The following is a 16,486-nucleotide window of genomic DNA, read 5'->3' as shown; positions in this document are numbered from 1 at the left end:
ATGTAGTCACCAGGCCGGGCAGGTCCGGTCGCGGGTTCGAGGAGGAGCCATGACCCAGGCGAGGCGAGCTGTCGTGATCGGCGGCGGGATCGGGGGCCTGACCGCGGCGGCCGCGCTGCACCGGCGCGGCTGGCAGGTCACCGTGCTGGAGCGCGCCCGCTCACTGGAACCGGTCGGCGCCGCCATCTCCCTCGCTCCCAACTCCCTGCGCGCACTGGACGTCATCGGCCTCGGCGACGAGATCCGAGACCTCGCGGCCTGGGCGGGGGACGGCGGGCTGCGCACGCCCTCCGGACGGTGGCTGGCACGCTCCTCCGCCGACGCCGCCGCCGAGCGCTTCGGCGGCCCGCTCGTGCTGCTGCACCGCGCCACCCTCGTCGAGCACCTGGCCGCACAGCTCCCGCCGGGCGCCGTCCGTACGGCCGCCGCCGCGACCCTCGCCGACAGCGGCGGCACCGACCGGCCCGCCCGCGTCACGACCGCGGGCGGCGAGCTGGAGGCCGACCTGGTGGTGGGCGCCGACGGCATCCGGTCCGCCGTACGCGGCGCACTCTTCCCCGGCCACCCGGGGCCCGTCTACTCCGGCTTCACCACCTGGCGGGTCGTGATCCCCCTCCCCGGCGTCGGGTTCGCCTCGCACGAGACCTGGGGCCGGGGCCGCATCTGGGGCACGCACCCGCTCAAGGACGGCCGCGTCTACGCCTACGCCGCCGCAGTGACAGGCGCCGGAGGACGCGCACCCGACGACGAGAAGGCCGAGTTGCTGCGCCGCTTCGGCGACTGGCACGACCCGGTCCCCGCCGTGCTCGCCGCCGCCCGCCCCGAGGACGTACTGCGGCACGACGTCCACCACATCGCCGAACCCCTGCCCGCCTACCACCGCGGCCGGGTCGCCCTGGTCGGCGACGCCGCGCACGCCATGCCCCCGACCCTCGGCCAGGGCGGCAACCAGGCCATCGAGGACGCCGTCGTCCTCGCCCACCACTGCGACGACCTCCCCGCCTACACCGCCGCCCGGCTGCCCCGTACGACCGCCGTCGCACGGCAGGCCGTGAGGGTCGCCCGCCTCAACCTCATGACCAGCCGCGTGGGGACAGCCGTACGCGACACCGCCATGGCCGCGCTGTCGAAGGCCGGACCCGCCCTGTTCCTGCGGGGCTTCGACGGCATCGCCGACTGGCGGCCGCCTGGGGGCACCGCACGCTCGAGCGAAGCCGGGAGTGGGGGAAGCCGTATGCTCCGAGCAGACCCCGGCAGGCAACCGCTAGAGGAGAACACCCCGTGAAGGTCGGCTGCATCGGACTCGGCGACATCGCACAGAAGGCCTACCTTCCGGTGCTCGCCTTCCAGCCCGGGGTGGAGCTGCACCTCCAGACCCGCACGCCCGCCACGCTCGCCCGGGTCGCCGACGGCCTCCACGTCCCGCCGGAGCGGCGGCACACCACCCTCGACTCGCTCCTCGCCCAAGGCCTCGACGCCGCCTTCGTGCACGCGCCCACGATCGTGCACCCGGAGATCGTGACCCGGCTGCTGGAGGCGGGCGTACCGACGTACGTCGACAAGCCGCTCGCCTACGAACTCGACGAGTCCGCTCGGCTGGTGGCGCTCGCCGAGGAGCGGGACGTGAGCCTCGCCGTCGGCTTCAACCGGCGTCACGCCCCCGGCTACACGCAGTGCGCCGACCATCCGCGCGAGCTGATCCTCATGCAGAAGAACCGCATCGGGCTCCCGGAGGAGCCGCGCACGATGATCCTCGACGACTTCATCCACGTCGTCGACACCCTGCGGTTCCTGGTGCCCGGCGAGATCGACGACGTCAGCGTGCGCGCCCGTGTCCGGGACGGCCTGCTGCACCACGTCGTGCTCCAGCTCGCCGGGGACGGCTTCACCGCGCTCGGCGTGATGAACCGGCTCAGCGGTTCGGCCGAGGAGATCCTGGAGGTGTCCGGGCAGGACACCAAGCGTCAGGTGATCAACCTCGCCGAGGTCGTCGACCACAAGGGGCAGCCGACCGTGCGGCGGCGCGGCGACTGGGTGCCGGTGGCCCGGCAGCGCGGCATCGAGCAGGCGGTGCTGGCGTTCCTGGACGCCGTGCGGGCGGGCAAGGTGCTCAGCGCCCGGGACGCGCTGGAGACTCACGAACTGTGCGAGCGGGTGGTACGGGCGGTTCAGGAGCGGGCCGCCTGAGCCGCAGCGTCCGTACGCCCTCGCCGGCGGCCCACGCGGCGAGGATCAGCATGGCCGCGTGCACGGTCCAGTCACCGAGACGCACGTACGGCGTGGTGCCGTGGGCCAGGGGGATCTCGTAGACCTGCGTGGCGGACGCGTCCGTGCCGAGCCACGAGCCGACGCGCTGCCCGCTCGGGCCGTAGACGGCGGAGACACCCGTCAGCGTCGCGTGCACCATCGGGCGGCCGGTCTCGGCGGCGCGCAGTGCGGCGAGCGATGCGTGCTGCTCGGGTGCCCAGCTCTGCTGGAACGTGGACGTCGACGACTGGCCGATCAGCACGTCGACGCCCTCCCGGGTGAGGTGGCGGGTCATGTCGGGGAAGGCCGTCTCGAAGCACACCATCGGGCCGACGCGCAGGCCGTCCCCCACGTTCATCACGACCGGCTGGGAGCCGCGCCTGCGGTCCTCGCCCGCCGCCTTGCCGACGGAGGAGGCCCAGCCGAGCAGGGAGCGGGCCGGGATGTACTCGCCGAAGGGGACGAGCCGCATCTTGTCGTAGCGCTCGCCGGTGAGGCCGTCGGGTCCGGTCAGGACGGAGCTCTTGTAGATGCCGGGCTTGTCGGAGCGCCGCGCGTCCACGTTGACCAGGATGTCGGCGCCCGTCTCCCGGGACAGGCCGGCGAGCCGCCGGGCGAGGTCGGGCCGGTCCCCGAGGTCGAAACCGACGCTGCTCTCGCCCCAGACGATCAGGTCGACGTCCTGTCCGGCGAGCCGGCGGGTGAGCTGTTCCTCGCGGGCGAACCGGCGGTCCGCGCTGTCCGGGCCGCCGACGACGCCCGGCTGCACCACGGCGATCCTGACCTGGCCGTCGACGGCGGGGCGGGGCGAGAGGGTCCATGCGGCGGAAGTGGCGGCGGCCGTGGCGACGAGACCGGCCACGGCGGGCACGCGGGCCTGACGGACCGCGACGAGGACGGCGACCGCGAGGTTGACGGCCACGACGAGGAAGCTGAGCAGCCACACCCCGCCGACCGAGGCCAGCCGCAGCGCCGGCTCGACCTGCCACTGACTGGAGCCGAGCATGCCCCAGGGGCCGCCGAGGCCCTGCCAGGAGCGGACCAGCTCGACGGCCAGCCAGCCGGACGGCAGGACGACGAGAGCGGCCGCGATCCGCCGCCGCGAGGGCACGCCCGCCAGCAGCCGGTGGACGAGCCATCCCCACAGGGCCCACAGGGCGCCGAGCAGCGCGGCGAGGACGAACGTGAACACGTGCAGGAAGGGCAGCAGCCAGTGGTGCATGGCCAGCATGAAGCCGAAGCCGCCGCACCAGCCGTCGTACGCCGCCCGTTTCCCGGTCGGTGCGGTGCGCACCAGCAGCAGCCAGGGGACCAGGGCGACGTAGGCACACCACCACAGGGACGGAGCGGGATAGGCGAGTACGGGAAGGGCGCCCGCGATCACGGCGGCGACCGAGCGCCGCCAAGGGGAGGCGAGCCAGTGGCCGAGCGTCTTCATAGGCGCCTCCTACCCCGTGGTGCCTCCAGTGTGCGCCCTGGGGACGATCTAGAACAGGGGACGCCGGGTCAGTTGACCACAGGTGCCGTCCGCCGCTCGGGAAGGCGCCGCCACTTCTCCCGCAGGACCACCTCGGTCAGCCGCCAGCCGTCGATCGTGCGCCGCAGCGCGAAGGCGTACCGGCCGCCGCACACGAAGTCGGGCGCGGGCCCTTCGGTGGCCATGGGGTTGACGTAGTCGGCCTGAACCCGGGCCGTGTCGCCGGTGTCCTGCTCCCAGACACCGAAGCGCACCCGCCGGTTGACGATCAGGTGCTGTCGCACCGGGAACAGCCGCATGCTCTCCGCGAGCCACGCGGCGACCGCCGCGGCCTCCCCCTCGATGCCGCCGGCCGAGCGGTAGTCCGCCCGGCCCTGAGGGGCGAACAGTCCCCGGTACGCCTCCCAGTCACCGTCGTCGACCGCCACCGCGTAGTCGGTGATCACGTCGTCGACGGCCAGCCGGTCCCTCACGGTGGCGAGCTCCACACGCTGTGTCATCGGTTCAGTGTTGGGCATGGGAAGGGCGGAGCCAAGGGATGTGCGGGATATTCGGTGGCCGTGGAGGGCCTCCGGGGCCCAGCCTGTCCTTCGTGAACGATCAGAACGATCTGAACGATCAGAACGAACCGAACGAACCGAACGAACCGAACGAACCGAACGAACCCAGATTCCGGATACGCGCCCGCCACACCGAGTCCACGATCACCGTCTACCAGGCCTACCGCCCGGAGATCGGCCGCCCCGCCGCCCGCCACGGCCGGTTCCCGTCGTCCTGGAAGCGCGACCGCATGACGTGGATCAAGCCGTCGTTCCTGTGGATGATGTACCGCTGCGGCTGGGGCACCAAGGAGGGCCAGGAGACGGTCCTGGCGGTCGAGATCAGCAGCGAGGGCTTCCTGTGGGCGCTGCGCAACGCCTGCCTGTCCCATCACGTCCCCGCCCTGCACGGCGAGCGGGCCGACTGGAAGCGGCGGTTGAGGCAGGCGCCGGCGCGGGTGCAGTGGGATCCGGAGCGGGATCTGCGTCTCGACCCGCTGCCGCACCGATCGCTCCAGCTGGGGCTCTCGGGGGAGGCGGCGGCGCGGTACGCCGACGAGTGGATCGTGGGGATCGAGGACGTCACGCCGCTCGCCACGGAGGTCCATGCGCTGGTGCGGGCGGGTCAACTCGAGTCGGCCGCCGGGCTGTTGCCCGAGGAGCGGCCGTACCCCGTCGAGGACGAGGTGCTGGCGCCTCTGCGCGCCTAGGGAGTGTGGGCCGGGACGGGTCAGGCCGCCTTGACGACGGCGCCGCGGATCGCGGCCGCCCACTCGACGACCAGCAGCTCGTACTCCGCGCGCTCCTCGGCCGACAGGGTGCCGCCCGTGCGCCGCCAGAGCGCACGGATCTCCTCGTTGACCTCGGCAGCGGACCGCACGGAACCAGGGGTCAGGGAATCGGGGGACATGCGGACAAGCCTAGGGGCAGCCACTGACAGGCCGCCACCGGACGGCTGCCCCCGCCCTATGCGGTTGGTCACGAGACGCGGGTCACAGACCCGCCGGGTCAGCCGGCCGACTCGGCGGCGTGCGGGCTCAGCGCACCCATGCTGACCAGGACGATGATGACGATGCCCAGCGCGATGCGGTAGTAGACGAACGGCATGAAGCTCTTGGTCGAGATGAACTTCATGAACCAGGCGATCACCGCGTAGCCGACCGCGAAGGCGATGACCGTCGCGAAGATCGTCGGCCCCCACGAGACATGCCCGCTCTCCGTCGCGTCCTTGAGCTCGAACAGGCCCGATGCGAGGACGGCGGGGATCGCGAGCAGGAAGGAGTAGCGGGCCGCGGCCTCGCGCTTGTAGCCCATGAACAGGCCGCCGCTGATGGTGGCGCCGGAGCGGGAGACGCCCGGGACGAGCGCCATGGCCTGGCAGACGCCGTAGATCAGGCCGTCCCGTACGCCCAGGTCCTCCAGGGCCTTGCGCTGCTTGGGAGCGCGGTGCCGGCCGCTCTTCTCGTCCCGGGCGGCGAGCCGGTCGGCGACGCCCAGGACGATGCCCATGCCGATCAGCATCGTCGCGGTGATCCGCAGGTCGCGGAACGGCCCCTCGATCTGGTCCTTCAGCGTCACGCCGAGCACACCGATCGGGATCGAGCCGACGATGACCAGCCAGCCCATCCGCGCGTCGGGGTCGCTGCGCAGCTCCTTGTTCGTGAGGGAGCGCGTCCACGCCGAGATGATCCGCCCGATGTCCTTGCGGAAGTAGATCAGCACGGCGGCCTCGGTGCCGATCTGGGTGATCGCCGTGAAGGCCGCGCCCGGGTCCTCCCAGCCCGAGAAGGCCGCCGTCAGCCGCAGGTGCGCGCTGGAGGAGACGGGGAGGAACTCGGTCAGCCCCTGGACGAGTCCGAGGATGAGTGATTCGAACCAAGACATGAGGTAGCGGAGTCCAAGTGCCGATCGTGGAACGGACGACGGGCACGCCGGGCCGCCGGGTACGAGGACCGGGGATCAGGTGTGCCGAGGGGGAAGCGTAGCGTCCCCGGATGACCGCTTGGACACAGGGGTTTGACAGGTGCCCCGCGGCAGGGCGGGATCAGGCCGCCGTCGGCCCGGTCACCGTCCAGCCGGGCGCCTGTGGGTGGACCCTGAGGTCCTCGTGGCGCACCTCGTCGCCGCAGGCCCGGCAGGTGACGACCGGGGCGAGCGGGCGGCCGCAGGAGTGCTCGACGACCATCGGGCGGTCGCCGTCCGTCCGCAGATGGCGGTCGCCCCAGGCCATGAGGGTCATCAGCACCGGCTCCAGCTCCAGCCCGGCCCGGGTCGGCCGGTACTCGAAGCGCTGCGGGCGCTCGCTGTAGAGCTGCTTGACCAGGATCCCGGCGTCGACGAGCCGGCGCAGCCGCGCGGCGAGGATGTCGCGCGGAGCGCCGATGTTGCGCACCAGCTGGTCGAACCGGCCGTTGCCGAGGCACACCTCCCGCAGCACGAGCAGGGAGTACTTCTCGCCCACGAGGGCCAGGGTGTCGGCGATGGAGCAGGGGCGCGGGTCTTTGCTGGCGGCCATGAAGCTCAGTCTAGGAGAGGGTTGGAATTTCCAACCCGGCGGGCTACGGTGAGTTTGGATTTCCTACTCGCCGGTAGTCGTGGAGGCCGCACCATGCGTGACGCAGTCATCGTCGAAGCCGTACGCACCCCGATCGGCAAGGGCAAGCCGAACGGCGCCCTCGCGCACGTCCACCCGGTGGAGCTCCTCGCCCACACCCTGCGCACCCTCGTCGAACGCTCCGGCGTCGACCCGGCGCTGATCGACGACGTCATCGGCGGCACCGTCGACCAGGTCGGCGAGCAGGCCATGAACACCACCCGCTACGCCGTCCTGTCCGCGGGCTTCCCGGAGTCGGTGCCCGCGACCACCGTGGACCGCCAGTGCGGCTCGTCCCAGCAGGCCGTGCACTTCGCGGCGCAGGGCGTCCTCTCGGGCGCGTACGACCTCGTCGTGGCCTGCGGGGTCGAGTCGATGAGCCGGGTGCCGATGTGGTCGAACGTGCCCGCGGGCAAGGACCCCTTCGGGCCCGGGATCGCCGAGCGCTACCCCGAGGGGCTCGTCCCGCAGGGCATCAGCGCCGAACTCATCGCCGCCAAGTGGTCGATCGGCCGCGAGCAGATGGACGACTTCGCCGTCTCGTCGCACCGGAAGGCAGCGGCCGCCTGGGGCAGCGGGCTCTTCGACGCCGAGGTCGCGCCCCTGGAGGGCGTCGCGCGCGACGAGTGCGTACGGCCCGGCAGCACCACCGAGATCCTCGCCGGCCTCAAGCCCGCCTACCACGACCCCGGCTTCGCCGAACGCTTCCCGCAGATCGAGTGGAACGTCACGGCGGGCAACGCGAGCCCGATCAACGACGGGGCCTCCGCGGTGCTCATCACTTCCAGCGAGACGGCGGCCCGTCTCGGCCTGCGCCCGCTCGCCCGGCTGCACAGCTTCGCCGTCACCGGATCCGACCCGCTGCTGATGCTCACGGGCGTCGTCCCGGCGACCGAGAAGGTGCTGCGCAGGGCGTCGCTGACCCTCGACGACATCGACCTGTTCGAGGTCAACGAGGCGTTCGCGGCCGTCGTACTGGCATGGCAGCAGGAAACCGGCGCCGACCTCGCCCGGGTCAACGTGCACGGCGGCGCCATCGCGCTCGGCCACCCGCTCGGCGCGAGCGGCACCCGGCTGACGACGACGCTGGTGCACGCGATGCGGGAACGGGGTGCCCGGTACGCGCTCCAGACCATGTGCGAGGCGGGCGGGCTCGCCAACGCCATGGTGCTGGAACGGGTGTGAGCCGGGCCGGTGTAACGGTTCGTCAGAGCTGGCGCAGGCGGTGCCGCTTGCGCCAGGCCACCACCACGCCCGCCAGCGCGGGCAGGGCGATGCAGGCCAGAGCGATCAGGAAGGCGGGGGACGTCGGGGTGGAGGCGCGGGCGCCGGCGACGACGTAGGCGGCGGTGTTCGGGATCGAGCCGAGGCCCGTCGCCAGCAGGAACGGCAGCAGGCCCATGCGGGAGACCGAGGCGCAGTAGTTCGAGGCCCAGAACGGCACACCGGGGAACAGCCGCACCACCAGCATCGAGCGGAAGCCGTGCCGGCTGAGCTGGCCGTCCGCGGCCTTCAGCCAGCGCCCTCGCAGCAGCGGCCGCAGGGCCTCCTGGCCCAGCGCGCGCCCCAGGCAGAAGGCGATCCCGGCACCGAGCACCGTGCCGGCCAGCGCCACACCGGTGCCCAGCTGCGAACCGAACAGGGCTCCCGCCGCGAGGTTCAGCAGCGGCCTCGGTACGAATGCCACGGTGCACACGCCGTACGCCACCGCGAACACCACCGCCGCCATGGCTCCGCCGAGCTGTGGCGGCCAGCCCTGTGTCAGCAGCCGCTGCGGCTCGAACAGCAGGACCCCGCAGGCGCCGGCGGCGAGCAGTGCGAAGAGCAGGGACAGCCGCGACCACGGAGAGAGCAGAACTCTGGTGCAGCGGGCGGCGAAACCGGTGGAGACGGCGGGCGAGGCGGTCGTTGCCGGGGAAACGGCGACGGCGAGCTCCGCGGTGGTGGCCCGGGGAGAGGCCGTGGCGGTGCCCCCAGAGCGGGTGGTGGCATCGAGCATCCGGTGACACTAACCGACAAATGTGTGTGATCGCCGTATGGTTCGTCTCACGAGCGTCACAGGTGCCCGGGCGCAACCCCCGGCGCGGACCCACGGGGCGGGCCCACCGGGCGGGCCCGAAAACCATTCGACGTGCGGTAACGCGTCGGCAATGATCTGTCCCATGTTCCGGCACGCCTTCACCCTCGCAGCATCCGTGGTCACGGATGCCCCGAAGGCTGTCGTCGCCGTTCTCACGGCCGTTGCCGACGGCGCCCGAAGCTGACCCTCTCCGGTTCCTCCGGCGGACCCCGCAAGGGGAGGGTCGGGAAGTCCTCGGGGTCCCACTTCATGACTAGACGCTTCGAGGTACAGCCATGTCCAAGACGGCCTACGTCCGCACGAAACCGCATCTCAACATCGGCACGATGGGTCATGTCGACCACGGCAAGACCACCCTCACGGCCGCCATCACCAAGGTCCTCGCCGAGCGCGGCACCGGCACGTTCGTGCCGTTCGACCGGATCGACCGGGCGCCCGAGGAGGCGGCGCGCGGCATCACCATCAACATCGCGCACGTCGAGTACGAGACCGACACGCGGCACTACGCCCACGTGGACATGCCGGGCCACGCCGACTACGTCAAGAACATGGTCACCGGCGCCGCGCAGCTCGACGGGGCGATCCTCGTCGTCTCCGCGCTCGACGGGATCATGCCGCAGACCGCCGAACACGTGCTGCTCGCCCGGCAGGTGGGCGTCGACCACATCGTGGTCGCCCTCAACAAGGCCGACGCGGGGGACGAGGAGCTGACCGACCTGGTCGAGCTGGAGGTGCGCGACCTGCTCACCGCGCACGGCTACGGCGGTGACTCCGTACCCGTGGTGCGCGTCTCGGGACTGAAGGCGCTGGAGGGGGACCCGCGCTGGACGGCCTCGATCGAGGCGCTGCTCGACGCGGTGGACACGTATGTGCCGATGCCGGAGCGGTATCTGGACGCGCCGTTCCTGCTGCCGGTGGAGAACGTGCTGACCATCACCGGCCGGGGGACGGTGGTGACCGGTGCCGTGGAGCGGGGCACGGTGCGGGTCGGGGACAAGGTCGAGGTGCTCGGGGCTTCGGTCGAGACGGTGGTCACGGGGCTGGAGACCTTCGGCAAGCCGATGGAGGAGGCGCAGGCCGGGGACAACGTGGCACTGCTGCTGCGGGGGGTTCCCCGCGATGCCGTCCGGCGGGGGCACGTGGTGGCCGCGCCGGGGAGTGTGGTGCCCAGTCGTCGGTTCAGCGCGCGGGTGTATGTCCTGTCGGCTCGGGAGGGTGGTCGTGCGACGCCCGTCTCTTCCGGGTACCGGCCGCAGTTCTACATCCGGACCGCGGACGTTATGGGGGTCGTCCATCTCGGTGAGGCGGCGATGGCGCAACCCGGTGACACAGTCGTCATGACTGTGGAGCTGGGGCGCGAGGTGCCTGTGGAGCCGGGGCTCGGGTTCGCCATTCGTGAGGGTGGCAGGACCGTGGGGGCGGGGACCGTGACCGTGGTGGGTTGAGGTGGTGGGGGACTGCCGGCCGTATGGGGCCGGTCGCGCAGTTCCCCGCGCCCCTGAGGCGTTGTCCCCACACGCACAATGGAGGAGTGAAGGACTCCATTCCCGTTGCCCGATCCGTCGATCACGGGCTCGCCAAGCTCATGCCCGACATCGACCGGGAGCGGGCCTGGTTGCTCACCGTCGACGGGGCGCCGCAGTCGTATGTCGATCTGGACGATCCCACGCACCTGGAGTTCGAGTACGCGCGGCGGCTCGGGCACGTGCTGGACGTGGTGGGTGAGCCGGGACGTGCGCTGGATGTCGTGCATCTCGGGGGTGGGGCGCTCACGTTGCCGCGGTACGTGGCCGTGACCCGGCCGGGGTCACGGCAGGACGTCGTCGAGGCCGACCGGGGGCTGCTGAAACTGGTGGCCGAGCATCTGCCGTTGCCGGAGGGGGCCAGGGTCGCGCCGCACGCGGCGGACGCCCGGGAGTGGCTGGAGAACGCCGCCGGGGGCTCGGCCGACCTGATCGTCGCCGATGTGTTCGGCGGCTCGCGGGTTCCGGCGCATCTCACGTCCGTCGCCTATGTGCGGCAGGCCGCGCGGGTCCTGCGGGGGAGTGGGGTCTACCTCGCCAATCTCCCCGACGCGGCGCCGTTCGACTTCCTGCGGTCGCAACTCGCCACACTGGCCACCGCCTTCGAGGAACTCGTGCTGATCGCCGAGCCGGGCGTGCTGCGTGGGCGGCGCTTCGGGAACGCGGTGCTCGTGGCCGGGCACGAGCCTGTCGACGTCGCCGCCCTGGCCCGGCTCGCGGCCGCCGACGCGTTCCCGGCCCGGGTCGAACACGGCGCCGCTCTGCGGGAGTTCATCGGGGACGCGCGAGTGGTGCGGGACGAGGACGCCGTGCCGTCACCGGTGCCCCCCGAGGGGGCGTTCGGTATCGGCTGACGTGTGTTCCGTGCCGCCCCAAGCATCGGTGTGGCGAGGGATGTCACGGGCCGGCGGGGGCTCCGGGCGGAGGCGGTTCGGGGTGGCGGGTGATGTCGCCGGTCGGCCGTCGCCGCCGGGAGCCCCTCCTGCCGAACCGTCTGCGCGGCGTCCGGAGAGTCCGGTGAGCCGGGCCCGCCTCCCGCCGGGGCGGGCCCGTTAGGCTTCCGGGTCAGCCTCCGGTCGGCTCCCCGTGCAGCCGGACCGTGCTGAGGATCTTCATGATCGTCTCCTTGGGCACCTCGCCCTTGACGCCCTTGGCCCCGTAGAAACTCCACGAGACGAAGTCGCCCGCCGAGTTCTTGAAGCCGAACGTGACCGCCTTGCCGTCGCTCGCGCACTTGCCCTTGTCGGGCGTGTTCTCCGACCACGCCCAGGCGACGCTGCCCTTCACGCCCGCGGCGGTGGTGTAGGGCTTGGCCTTGTCCTCGGTCTTGACGCTCTTCCTGTCAGGCTGCGTGTAACCACCGAACACCCACCAGGCCACCTGGTTGACCGCGACCTCGTCGGTGTTCTTGGCGCCGTCCGCACCCTTGGTGCCCGCTCCGGCCAGGGACTCGGTCTCGGTCCTGCCGTCCTTGTCCTCGTCGCTCGTGCACCACTCGGACTTGTAGAACGCCGGAGCCGACATGGTGATGAGCGGTTTGCCGTCGTCGGACTTCTCGTCCTCGAAGAAGACGGACGACGTCGGTGACGCCACCTCCCAGTCCGCGGGGACGTCGAAGGCCGTGCCCCACTTGGGGTTGATGACGACCTTCCAGCCCTTGACCGTGGGCTGCTCCTCCTCGCCGCCGCGGGGGTTGTCGCCCGTGGCGGGTGCGCTCGGCTCAGCGGACGGGCTCGCCGGCGCCGTGTTCTTCTTGCTTCCGCCCTTGCCGCCGTCCGCGGTGTCGTCCTTGTCGCCGCCCAGCACCAGGAAGCCGGTGACACCGGCCGCCACGACGACCGCCGTGGCGGCGATGATCGCGACCAGCTTGGTCCGGTTGCCGCCCCCACCTCCCTGCGGGGGCTGCGGCGCGCCGGCCTGCCCGGGGGCACCCCACTGCGGCTGCTGTCCGTAGGGGTTGGGCTGCTGCTGATAGCCCGGCTGCTGATACGGATTCGGCTGCTGGTACCCCGGCTGCTGATACGGGTTGTTCGCTTGCGGGTTCTGCTCGCCCCCGGGCGGCTGCTGTCCTGGCCACATGGGCAGCCACCCTAGCCGCGCTCCGGACACGATTCGGTCACTGCCCGTGGACGGAGACGTAGCAACCCGGGAACGGGCCGGTGCGGACGGTGGGGGCGGGGACCGGTTCGGCGGTCGTCACACGGGCCTGGTCACGGGTCTCTACTCGTGAGTAACATGCGGCCATGAGCGCAGACCAGATGTCCATCGGCGAGATGCTCGCCGCCACGGTGCCCATGGCCCGGACCCTGAACCTCGAGTTCCTCGAGACGTCGCCGGACCGGGCGGTGGTGTCCCTGCCCGACCAGGGCGAGTACCACAACCACGTGGGCGGGCCGCACGCCGGGGCGATGTTCACGCTCGGCGAGTCCGCGAGCGGGGCGATCGTGCTGGCCGCGTTCGGGGACCAGCTCTCGCGCGCCGTGCCGCTGGCCGTCAGCGCCGAGATCTCCTACAAGAAGCTGGCGATGGGGGCGGTCACCGCCACCGCGACCCTCGGTCGTCCGGCAGCCGAGGTCGTCGCGGAACTGGACGCCGGTGAGCGTCCCGAGTTCCCGGTCGCCATCGCCATCCAGCGGGCCGATGGCGCGGTGACCGGCGAGATGACCGTCGTGTGGACGCTGCGTCCCAACGGCTGATCCGGCTGTAGTGCGAGCGGAGCCCCGGCCCAGTGCCGGGGCTCTCGCATGTCGGGCTCGTCGGCACCGGGGGTGTCTCCGGCTGCGAAGTTGGAGATTTCGTGTGCCAACCGCCTTTTGGTGCGCACAACTTGAGGTTCATCGAGGCGGCAGTTTCGAAAGCCGGTGCGGATACCGCCGGTAACATTTCTGAATTCGTCTCCTTCTGAACTCGGGCCATCCGAACTCCTTGTTACTTGTCAGTCGCCTGTGCGAAAGTGAGCCGCCTCACAGCCGAGTCCGCAGCTGACGCGGCATAGGTATGCACCAATCACGCACCTGCTTTCCGACGGACGCGCGCAATTCGCATGCCGTCCTGCGGCTGGAAGGAAATGGTTCAGTGCAATCCCCCAACCCCCCACGCCCGCCGTACCCGCCGCGCCCCGGAACGGGCGCCGAGGATTCCGATCGCGATCTGCTCGCCCGGGCAGGTGATCCCGGTGAAGGCTCGCGCGCCGCCGCCCTCTTGCTGGCCCGGCACTGGCGGGCCATGCACGAGTACGCCGTGATCTGCCTGGCTTCCTCGCAGGATTCGGCGTCGATGGCGGCCGCCGCCGCGTTCCGCCGGGAACTCGCCCGGCCGGGCGGCGGCGCCCTGCGCCCGCGGCTGCTCGCCGCCGTGCGGGACACGATCGGGGAGTGGGCCGCCGACGACGGCATTTCGGGAGTGATGCCGGAACTCCGCAAACCCGTCGGCGCCCGCGGTCTGCGTGCCGCGCGGCCCACGACGCCCGAAAGGCGGCGGCTCGCCGAGCGCGCATTCCGAACCCTTCCGGGAGCTTCACAATGCTTGCTCTGGCACACGGAGGTCGAGGCCGAGCACATATCCGTACCGGCCGGTCTGCTGGGAGTGGACGTCCGTACCGCGTCGACCGCTCTGGAGCAGGCGCGCGAGCAATTCCGGGCGGGTTGCGTCCGGGCCCACCGGGAACTCGCGCCGACGCGGGAATGCCGCTTTTACAACCGTCTGCTGGACGTTCCGATGCGCCGCGGCGGGGCCCTGCTGCCGGATGTTCAACGGCATCTGATGGCCTGCCGCTACTGCCGGCACGCCGCCGAGCAACTCAGTCATTTCGAGGGTGGGTTGCAGAACCTGCTCGTCGAGACCGTGCTCGGCTGGGGCGCCCGCCGCTACCTCGAATCACGGCCGGGCCGTGACGGGGGCCGGAGCGCCCTGCCCGCGGTCGCGGCCGGTGGCCGTCACCGACTCCGTGCCCCAGCCCTGCCGGCGGGAGGCCGGCTCGGGCCTTCGAGGAGACACACGAAGGCGCTGGCCGCCGCGGTCGGGGTGACCTCCCTCGTCCTGCTCGCGACGCTGCTCGCCGCCAGGGGCTGGACGGAGGAGGGCGGCACCGTGGCTCCCCAGGCCACCTGGGGAGCGGTCAGCGGCCACTCCGTCGCCCCGGATTCCGCGGGAACCTCCTCGGCAGGCCTCCCGTCGGCCGCGTCGGCGCGCCGCACCGTGGAAGTGGCCCGCGGGCGGCTGCGCAACCTCGACGCCGGCCTGTGCCTCGACGCCCGGGGCGGACGGGCACGCGCCGACGCCCGCGCCGTTCTGACCTCCTGCTCCTCCGCCGGGCCCCTCCAGTGGTCGTACCAGGACGACGGCATGCTGCGCAGCGCCGCCGACCCCACCCTCTGCCTCGGCTCCGACACCGCGGAGGGCTCGGTCGTCCTGACCGGCTGCGTCGTGCACGCCGGAGTGGTGCGCTACGACCTCACCGTGCGCGGCGAGCTCCTGCCGCGCGGCGGCAAGGGACTGGCCGTCGCCCACGGCAAGGGCCGGAACGTGATCGTCGCCGGGCGCGACGGATCAGAGGCGCAGCGATGGGTGCTGGAACCGCAGGTCGCTCTCGGCGGCCACGCGGGGGAGCCGGGAGAGCGGCTGGAGCGGGACGCGCCTCGGGAGAGCGGCCAGAAGGAGAGCGGCCAGAAGGAGAGCGGTCGGAAAGAGAGTGGCCAGGAGGAGAGCCGTCAGGAGGTGAGCCGCCGGGAGGAGAGCCGCCGGGAGGTGAGCCGCCGGGAGGAGAGCCGTCAGGAGGTGAACCGCCGGGAGAGCGAGCCGTACGACGGTGCCCCGCACGGGCATCTGTCCGAACCCCCGCGGAGCGAGTCCGGGGAACTGCCGCAGGAGCGGTACGAGACGCGGTTCGCCCAGGCGGACTGCTGCGACGCAGCCGAGCCGGGACGGGCCCCCGGCGACACCGGCGCCCATGACACCGACGTACTCGCTCCGGCGCCCCACGCCGACGTCCTCGGTTCCGCGCCGGCCACCGCGACCACGGCCGTGACGACGACACCCCACTCCGTCGCGCTCCCGTAGAGCGGGGTTACGGGCCGCGTCCGCAGGGGCCGCCCCCGCCTCCCGCGTCACGCGCGATGTCACCCATCGCGTCACCCGGTCGGGTGGCCCGCCCCGGCTCCCGCCCCGCGGTTCACCCGGTGCCGGTGGTGTCCGACCAGGGGGCAGTCCGTCCTGACGCATAGTGCGTTGCATGACCGACACCGTCCCCCGATTCCCACGGCGGTCCGCACTGCGTCTGCTCGGTGGATCGATCGCCGTCGCCGCGGCGGCCGCCGGTGGTTTCGCCGTGCCGCCCGGTGCCCACGCGCGGGACGGACACGGCCCCGGCACCGGCACTCGCGTCGAAGGTACTACCCGGGCCAGGAGGGCGCCGCCGCCACCGCCGCCGTCCTGTTCGGCGACCGCGACCCCGGCGGCCGCCTCACCCAGAGCTTCCCGACCGGCGACGACCACCACCCCGTCGCCGGGGACCCCCGCCGTTACCCGGGCGTCGGCGGCACCGAGGAGTACACGGAGGGCATCCACGTCGGCCACCGCTGGTACGACGCCGAGGGCGTACGGCCGCTGTTCCCCTTCGGCCACGGACTGTCCTACACGTCCTTCGCCTACGCGGATCCGGACGCGCGCTGGACGGCCGGCGGCCTCGACGTCGCCTTCACGGTCCGCAACACCGGCCCGCGCGACGGCGTGGACGTCCCGCAGGTGTACGCGGGCCCCTCCCCGGACCTGCCGCTCGACCAGCCGGTCCGTGTGCTGGCCGGGTACCGGCGGCTCGCCCTGCGGGCCGGGGAGCAGCGGCGGGTCACCGTGCGCGTCGAGCCGCGGACCCTGTCCTCCTGGGACCCGAAGCCCCACGACTGGGTGCTCGGCACGGGCCCGCGCCCCCTGTGGATCGGGGCGTCGTCAAGGGACCTGCGGCTGCGGACGAGCGAACGCGTGGGCGGCTGACGCGGCGCGCACCGCACTCCCGGCGACACATGGCCGGGA

Annotated in this window: 16 protein-coding genes; 9 read left to right on the top strand and 7 right to left on the bottom strand. The window is 72.3% G+C overall.

What is annotated here, in order from left to right; translation table 11 throughout:
• The first annotated feature begins 49 nt into the window (after positions 1-49).
• The gene (locus QC385_RS03175; RefSeq protein ID WP_279539688.1) at positions 50-1,285 is read left to right on the top strand and encodes an FAD-dependent oxidoreductase; all 1,236 of its coding nucleotides are present in this window, start codon (positions 50-52) and stop codon (positions 1,283-1,285) included.
• The gene (locus QC385_RS03170) at positions 1,282-2,187 is read left to right on the top strand and encodes a Gfo/Idh/MocA family protein (protein WP_279539687.1); all 906 of its coding nucleotides are present in this window, start codon (positions 1,282-1,284) and stop codon (positions 2,185-2,187) included. Before QC385_RS03175 ends, QC385_RS03170 begins: the two co-directional genes overlap by 4 nt.
• On the opposite strand, the gene lnt is transcribed toward QC385_RS03170, so the two are convergent.
• Entirely contained in the window at positions 2,111-3,685 is a 1,575-nt protein-coding gene (lnt, locus tag QC385_RS03165) for an apolipoprotein N-acyltransferase (RefSeq protein WP_279539686.1), read from the bottom strand. The genes QC385_RS03170 and lnt overlap by 77 nt on opposite strands.
• Positions 3,686-3,753: 68 nt before the next feature.
• Entirely contained in the window at positions 3,754-4,224 is a 471-nt protein-coding gene (locus QC385_RS03160; RefSeq protein WP_279539685.1) for a nuclear transport factor 2 family protein, read from the bottom strand.
• A gap of 110 nt (positions 4,225-4,334) precedes the next feature.
• Between QC385_RS03160 and QC385_RS03155 the strand changes: the two genes are divergently transcribed.
• A complete protein-coding gene (locus QC385_RS03155; protein WP_279539765.1) occupies positions 4,335-4,973 on the top strand; it encodes a DUF4291 domain-containing protein in 639 nt (212 codons plus the stop codon).
• 20 nt (positions 4,974-4,993) lie between these two features.
• On the opposite strand, the gene QC385_RS03150 is transcribed toward QC385_RS03155, so the two are convergent.
• The 3 genes from QC385_RS03150 to QC385_RS03140 form a co-directional block, all read right to left on the bottom strand.
• Positions 4,994-5,173, bottom strand: coding sequence for a hypothetical protein (locus QC385_RS03150; protein WP_150479640.1), 180 nt, complete (start codon positions 5,171-5,173; stop codon positions 4,994-4,996).
• Positions 5,174-5,271: 98 nt separating this feature from the next.
• Positions 5,272-6,147 carry an undecaprenyl-diphosphate phosphatase gene (locus tag QC385_RS03145; protein ID WP_279539684.1) on the bottom strand — a complete coding sequence of 292 codons (876 nt, stop codon included), beginning with the start codon at positions 6,145-6,147 and terminating at the stop codon, positions 5,272-5,274.
• Between the two features lie 160 nt (positions 6,148-6,307).
• The gene (locus tag QC385_RS03140) at positions 6,308-6,778 is read right to left on the bottom strand and encodes a winged helix-turn-helix transcriptional regulator (RefSeq protein ID WP_279539683.1); all 471 of its coding nucleotides are present in this window, start codon (positions 6,776-6,778) and stop codon (positions 6,308-6,310) included.
• A 93-nt stretch (positions 6,779-6,871) separates the two neighbouring features.
• On the opposite strand from QC385_RS03140, the gene QC385_RS03135 reads away from it, so the two are divergent.
• Entirely contained in the window at positions 6,872-8,041 is a 1,170-nt protein-coding gene (locus tag QC385_RS03135) for a thiolase family protein (RefSeq protein ID WP_279539682.1), read from the top strand.
• A gap of 22 nt (positions 8,042-8,063) precedes the next feature.
• Here the strand turns inward: QC385_RS03135 and QC385_RS03130 are convergent, their stop codons facing one another.
• Positions 8,064-8,855: a TVP38/TMEM64 family protein gene (locus QC385_RS03130; protein WP_279539681.1), complete on the bottom strand. Its 792-nt coding sequence runs from the start codon at positions 8,853-8,855 to the stop codon at positions 8,064-8,066.
• A 356-nt stretch (positions 8,856-9,211) separates the two neighbouring features.
• Here QC385_RS03130 and tuf point away from each other — a divergent pair, with 356 nt between their 5' ends.
• The gene (gene tuf / locus QC385_RS03125) at positions 9,212-10,381 is read left to right on the top strand and encodes an elongation factor Tu (RefSeq protein WP_279539680.1); all 1,170 of its coding nucleotides are present in this window, start codon (positions 9,212-9,214) and stop codon (positions 10,379-10,381) included.
• 86 nt (positions 10,382-10,467) lie between these two features.
• On the top strand, positions 10,468-11,313 hold the full coding sequence (locus tag QC385_RS03120) for a spermidine synthase (protein ID WP_279539679.1): 846 nt from the start codon (positions 10,468-10,470) through the stop codon (positions 11,311-11,313).
• Between the two features lie 211 nt (positions 11,314-11,524).
• Here QC385_RS03120 and QC385_RS03115 read toward each other — a convergent pair whose 3' ends face one another.
• The gene (locus tag QC385_RS03115) at positions 11,525-12,538 is read right to left on the bottom strand and encodes a hypothetical protein (RefSeq protein ID WP_279539678.1); all 1,014 of its coding nucleotides are present in this window, start codon (positions 12,536-12,538) and stop codon (positions 11,525-11,527) included.
• Positions 12,539-12,702: 164 nt separating this feature from the next.
• Here QC385_RS03115 and QC385_RS03110 point away from each other — a divergent pair, with 164 nt between their 5' ends.
• The 3 genes from QC385_RS03110 (at position 12,703) to QC385_RS03100 (ending at position 16,447) form a co-directional block, all read left to right on the top strand.
• A complete protein-coding gene (locus tag QC385_RS03110) occupies positions 12,703-13,155 on the top strand; it encodes a DUF4442 domain-containing protein (protein WP_279539677.1) in 453 nt (150 codons plus the stop codon).
• A 379-nt stretch (positions 13,156-13,534) separates the two neighbouring features.
• A complete protein-coding gene (locus QC385_RS03105) occupies positions 13,535-15,517 on the top strand; it encodes an RICIN domain-containing protein (protein ID WP_279539676.1) in 1,983 nt (660 codons plus the stop codon).
• A 168-nt stretch (positions 15,518-15,685) separates the two neighbouring features.
• Complete coding sequence (locus QC385_RS03100; protein WP_279539675.1) at positions 15,686-16,447, top strand: fibronectin type III-like domain-contianing protein; 762 nt, start codon at positions 15,686-15,688, stop codon at positions 16,445-16,447.
• Positions 16,448-16,486 lie beyond the last annotated feature (39 nt).

This window comes from Streptomyces sp. DH10 (assembly GCF_029813805.1).
GTDB classification, from domain to species: domain Bacteria; phylum Actinomycetota; class Actinomycetes; order Streptomycetales; family Streptomycetaceae; genus Streptomyces; species Streptomyces coeruleofuscus.
This window is presented reverse-complemented; position numbering and strand designations above follow the sequence as displayed.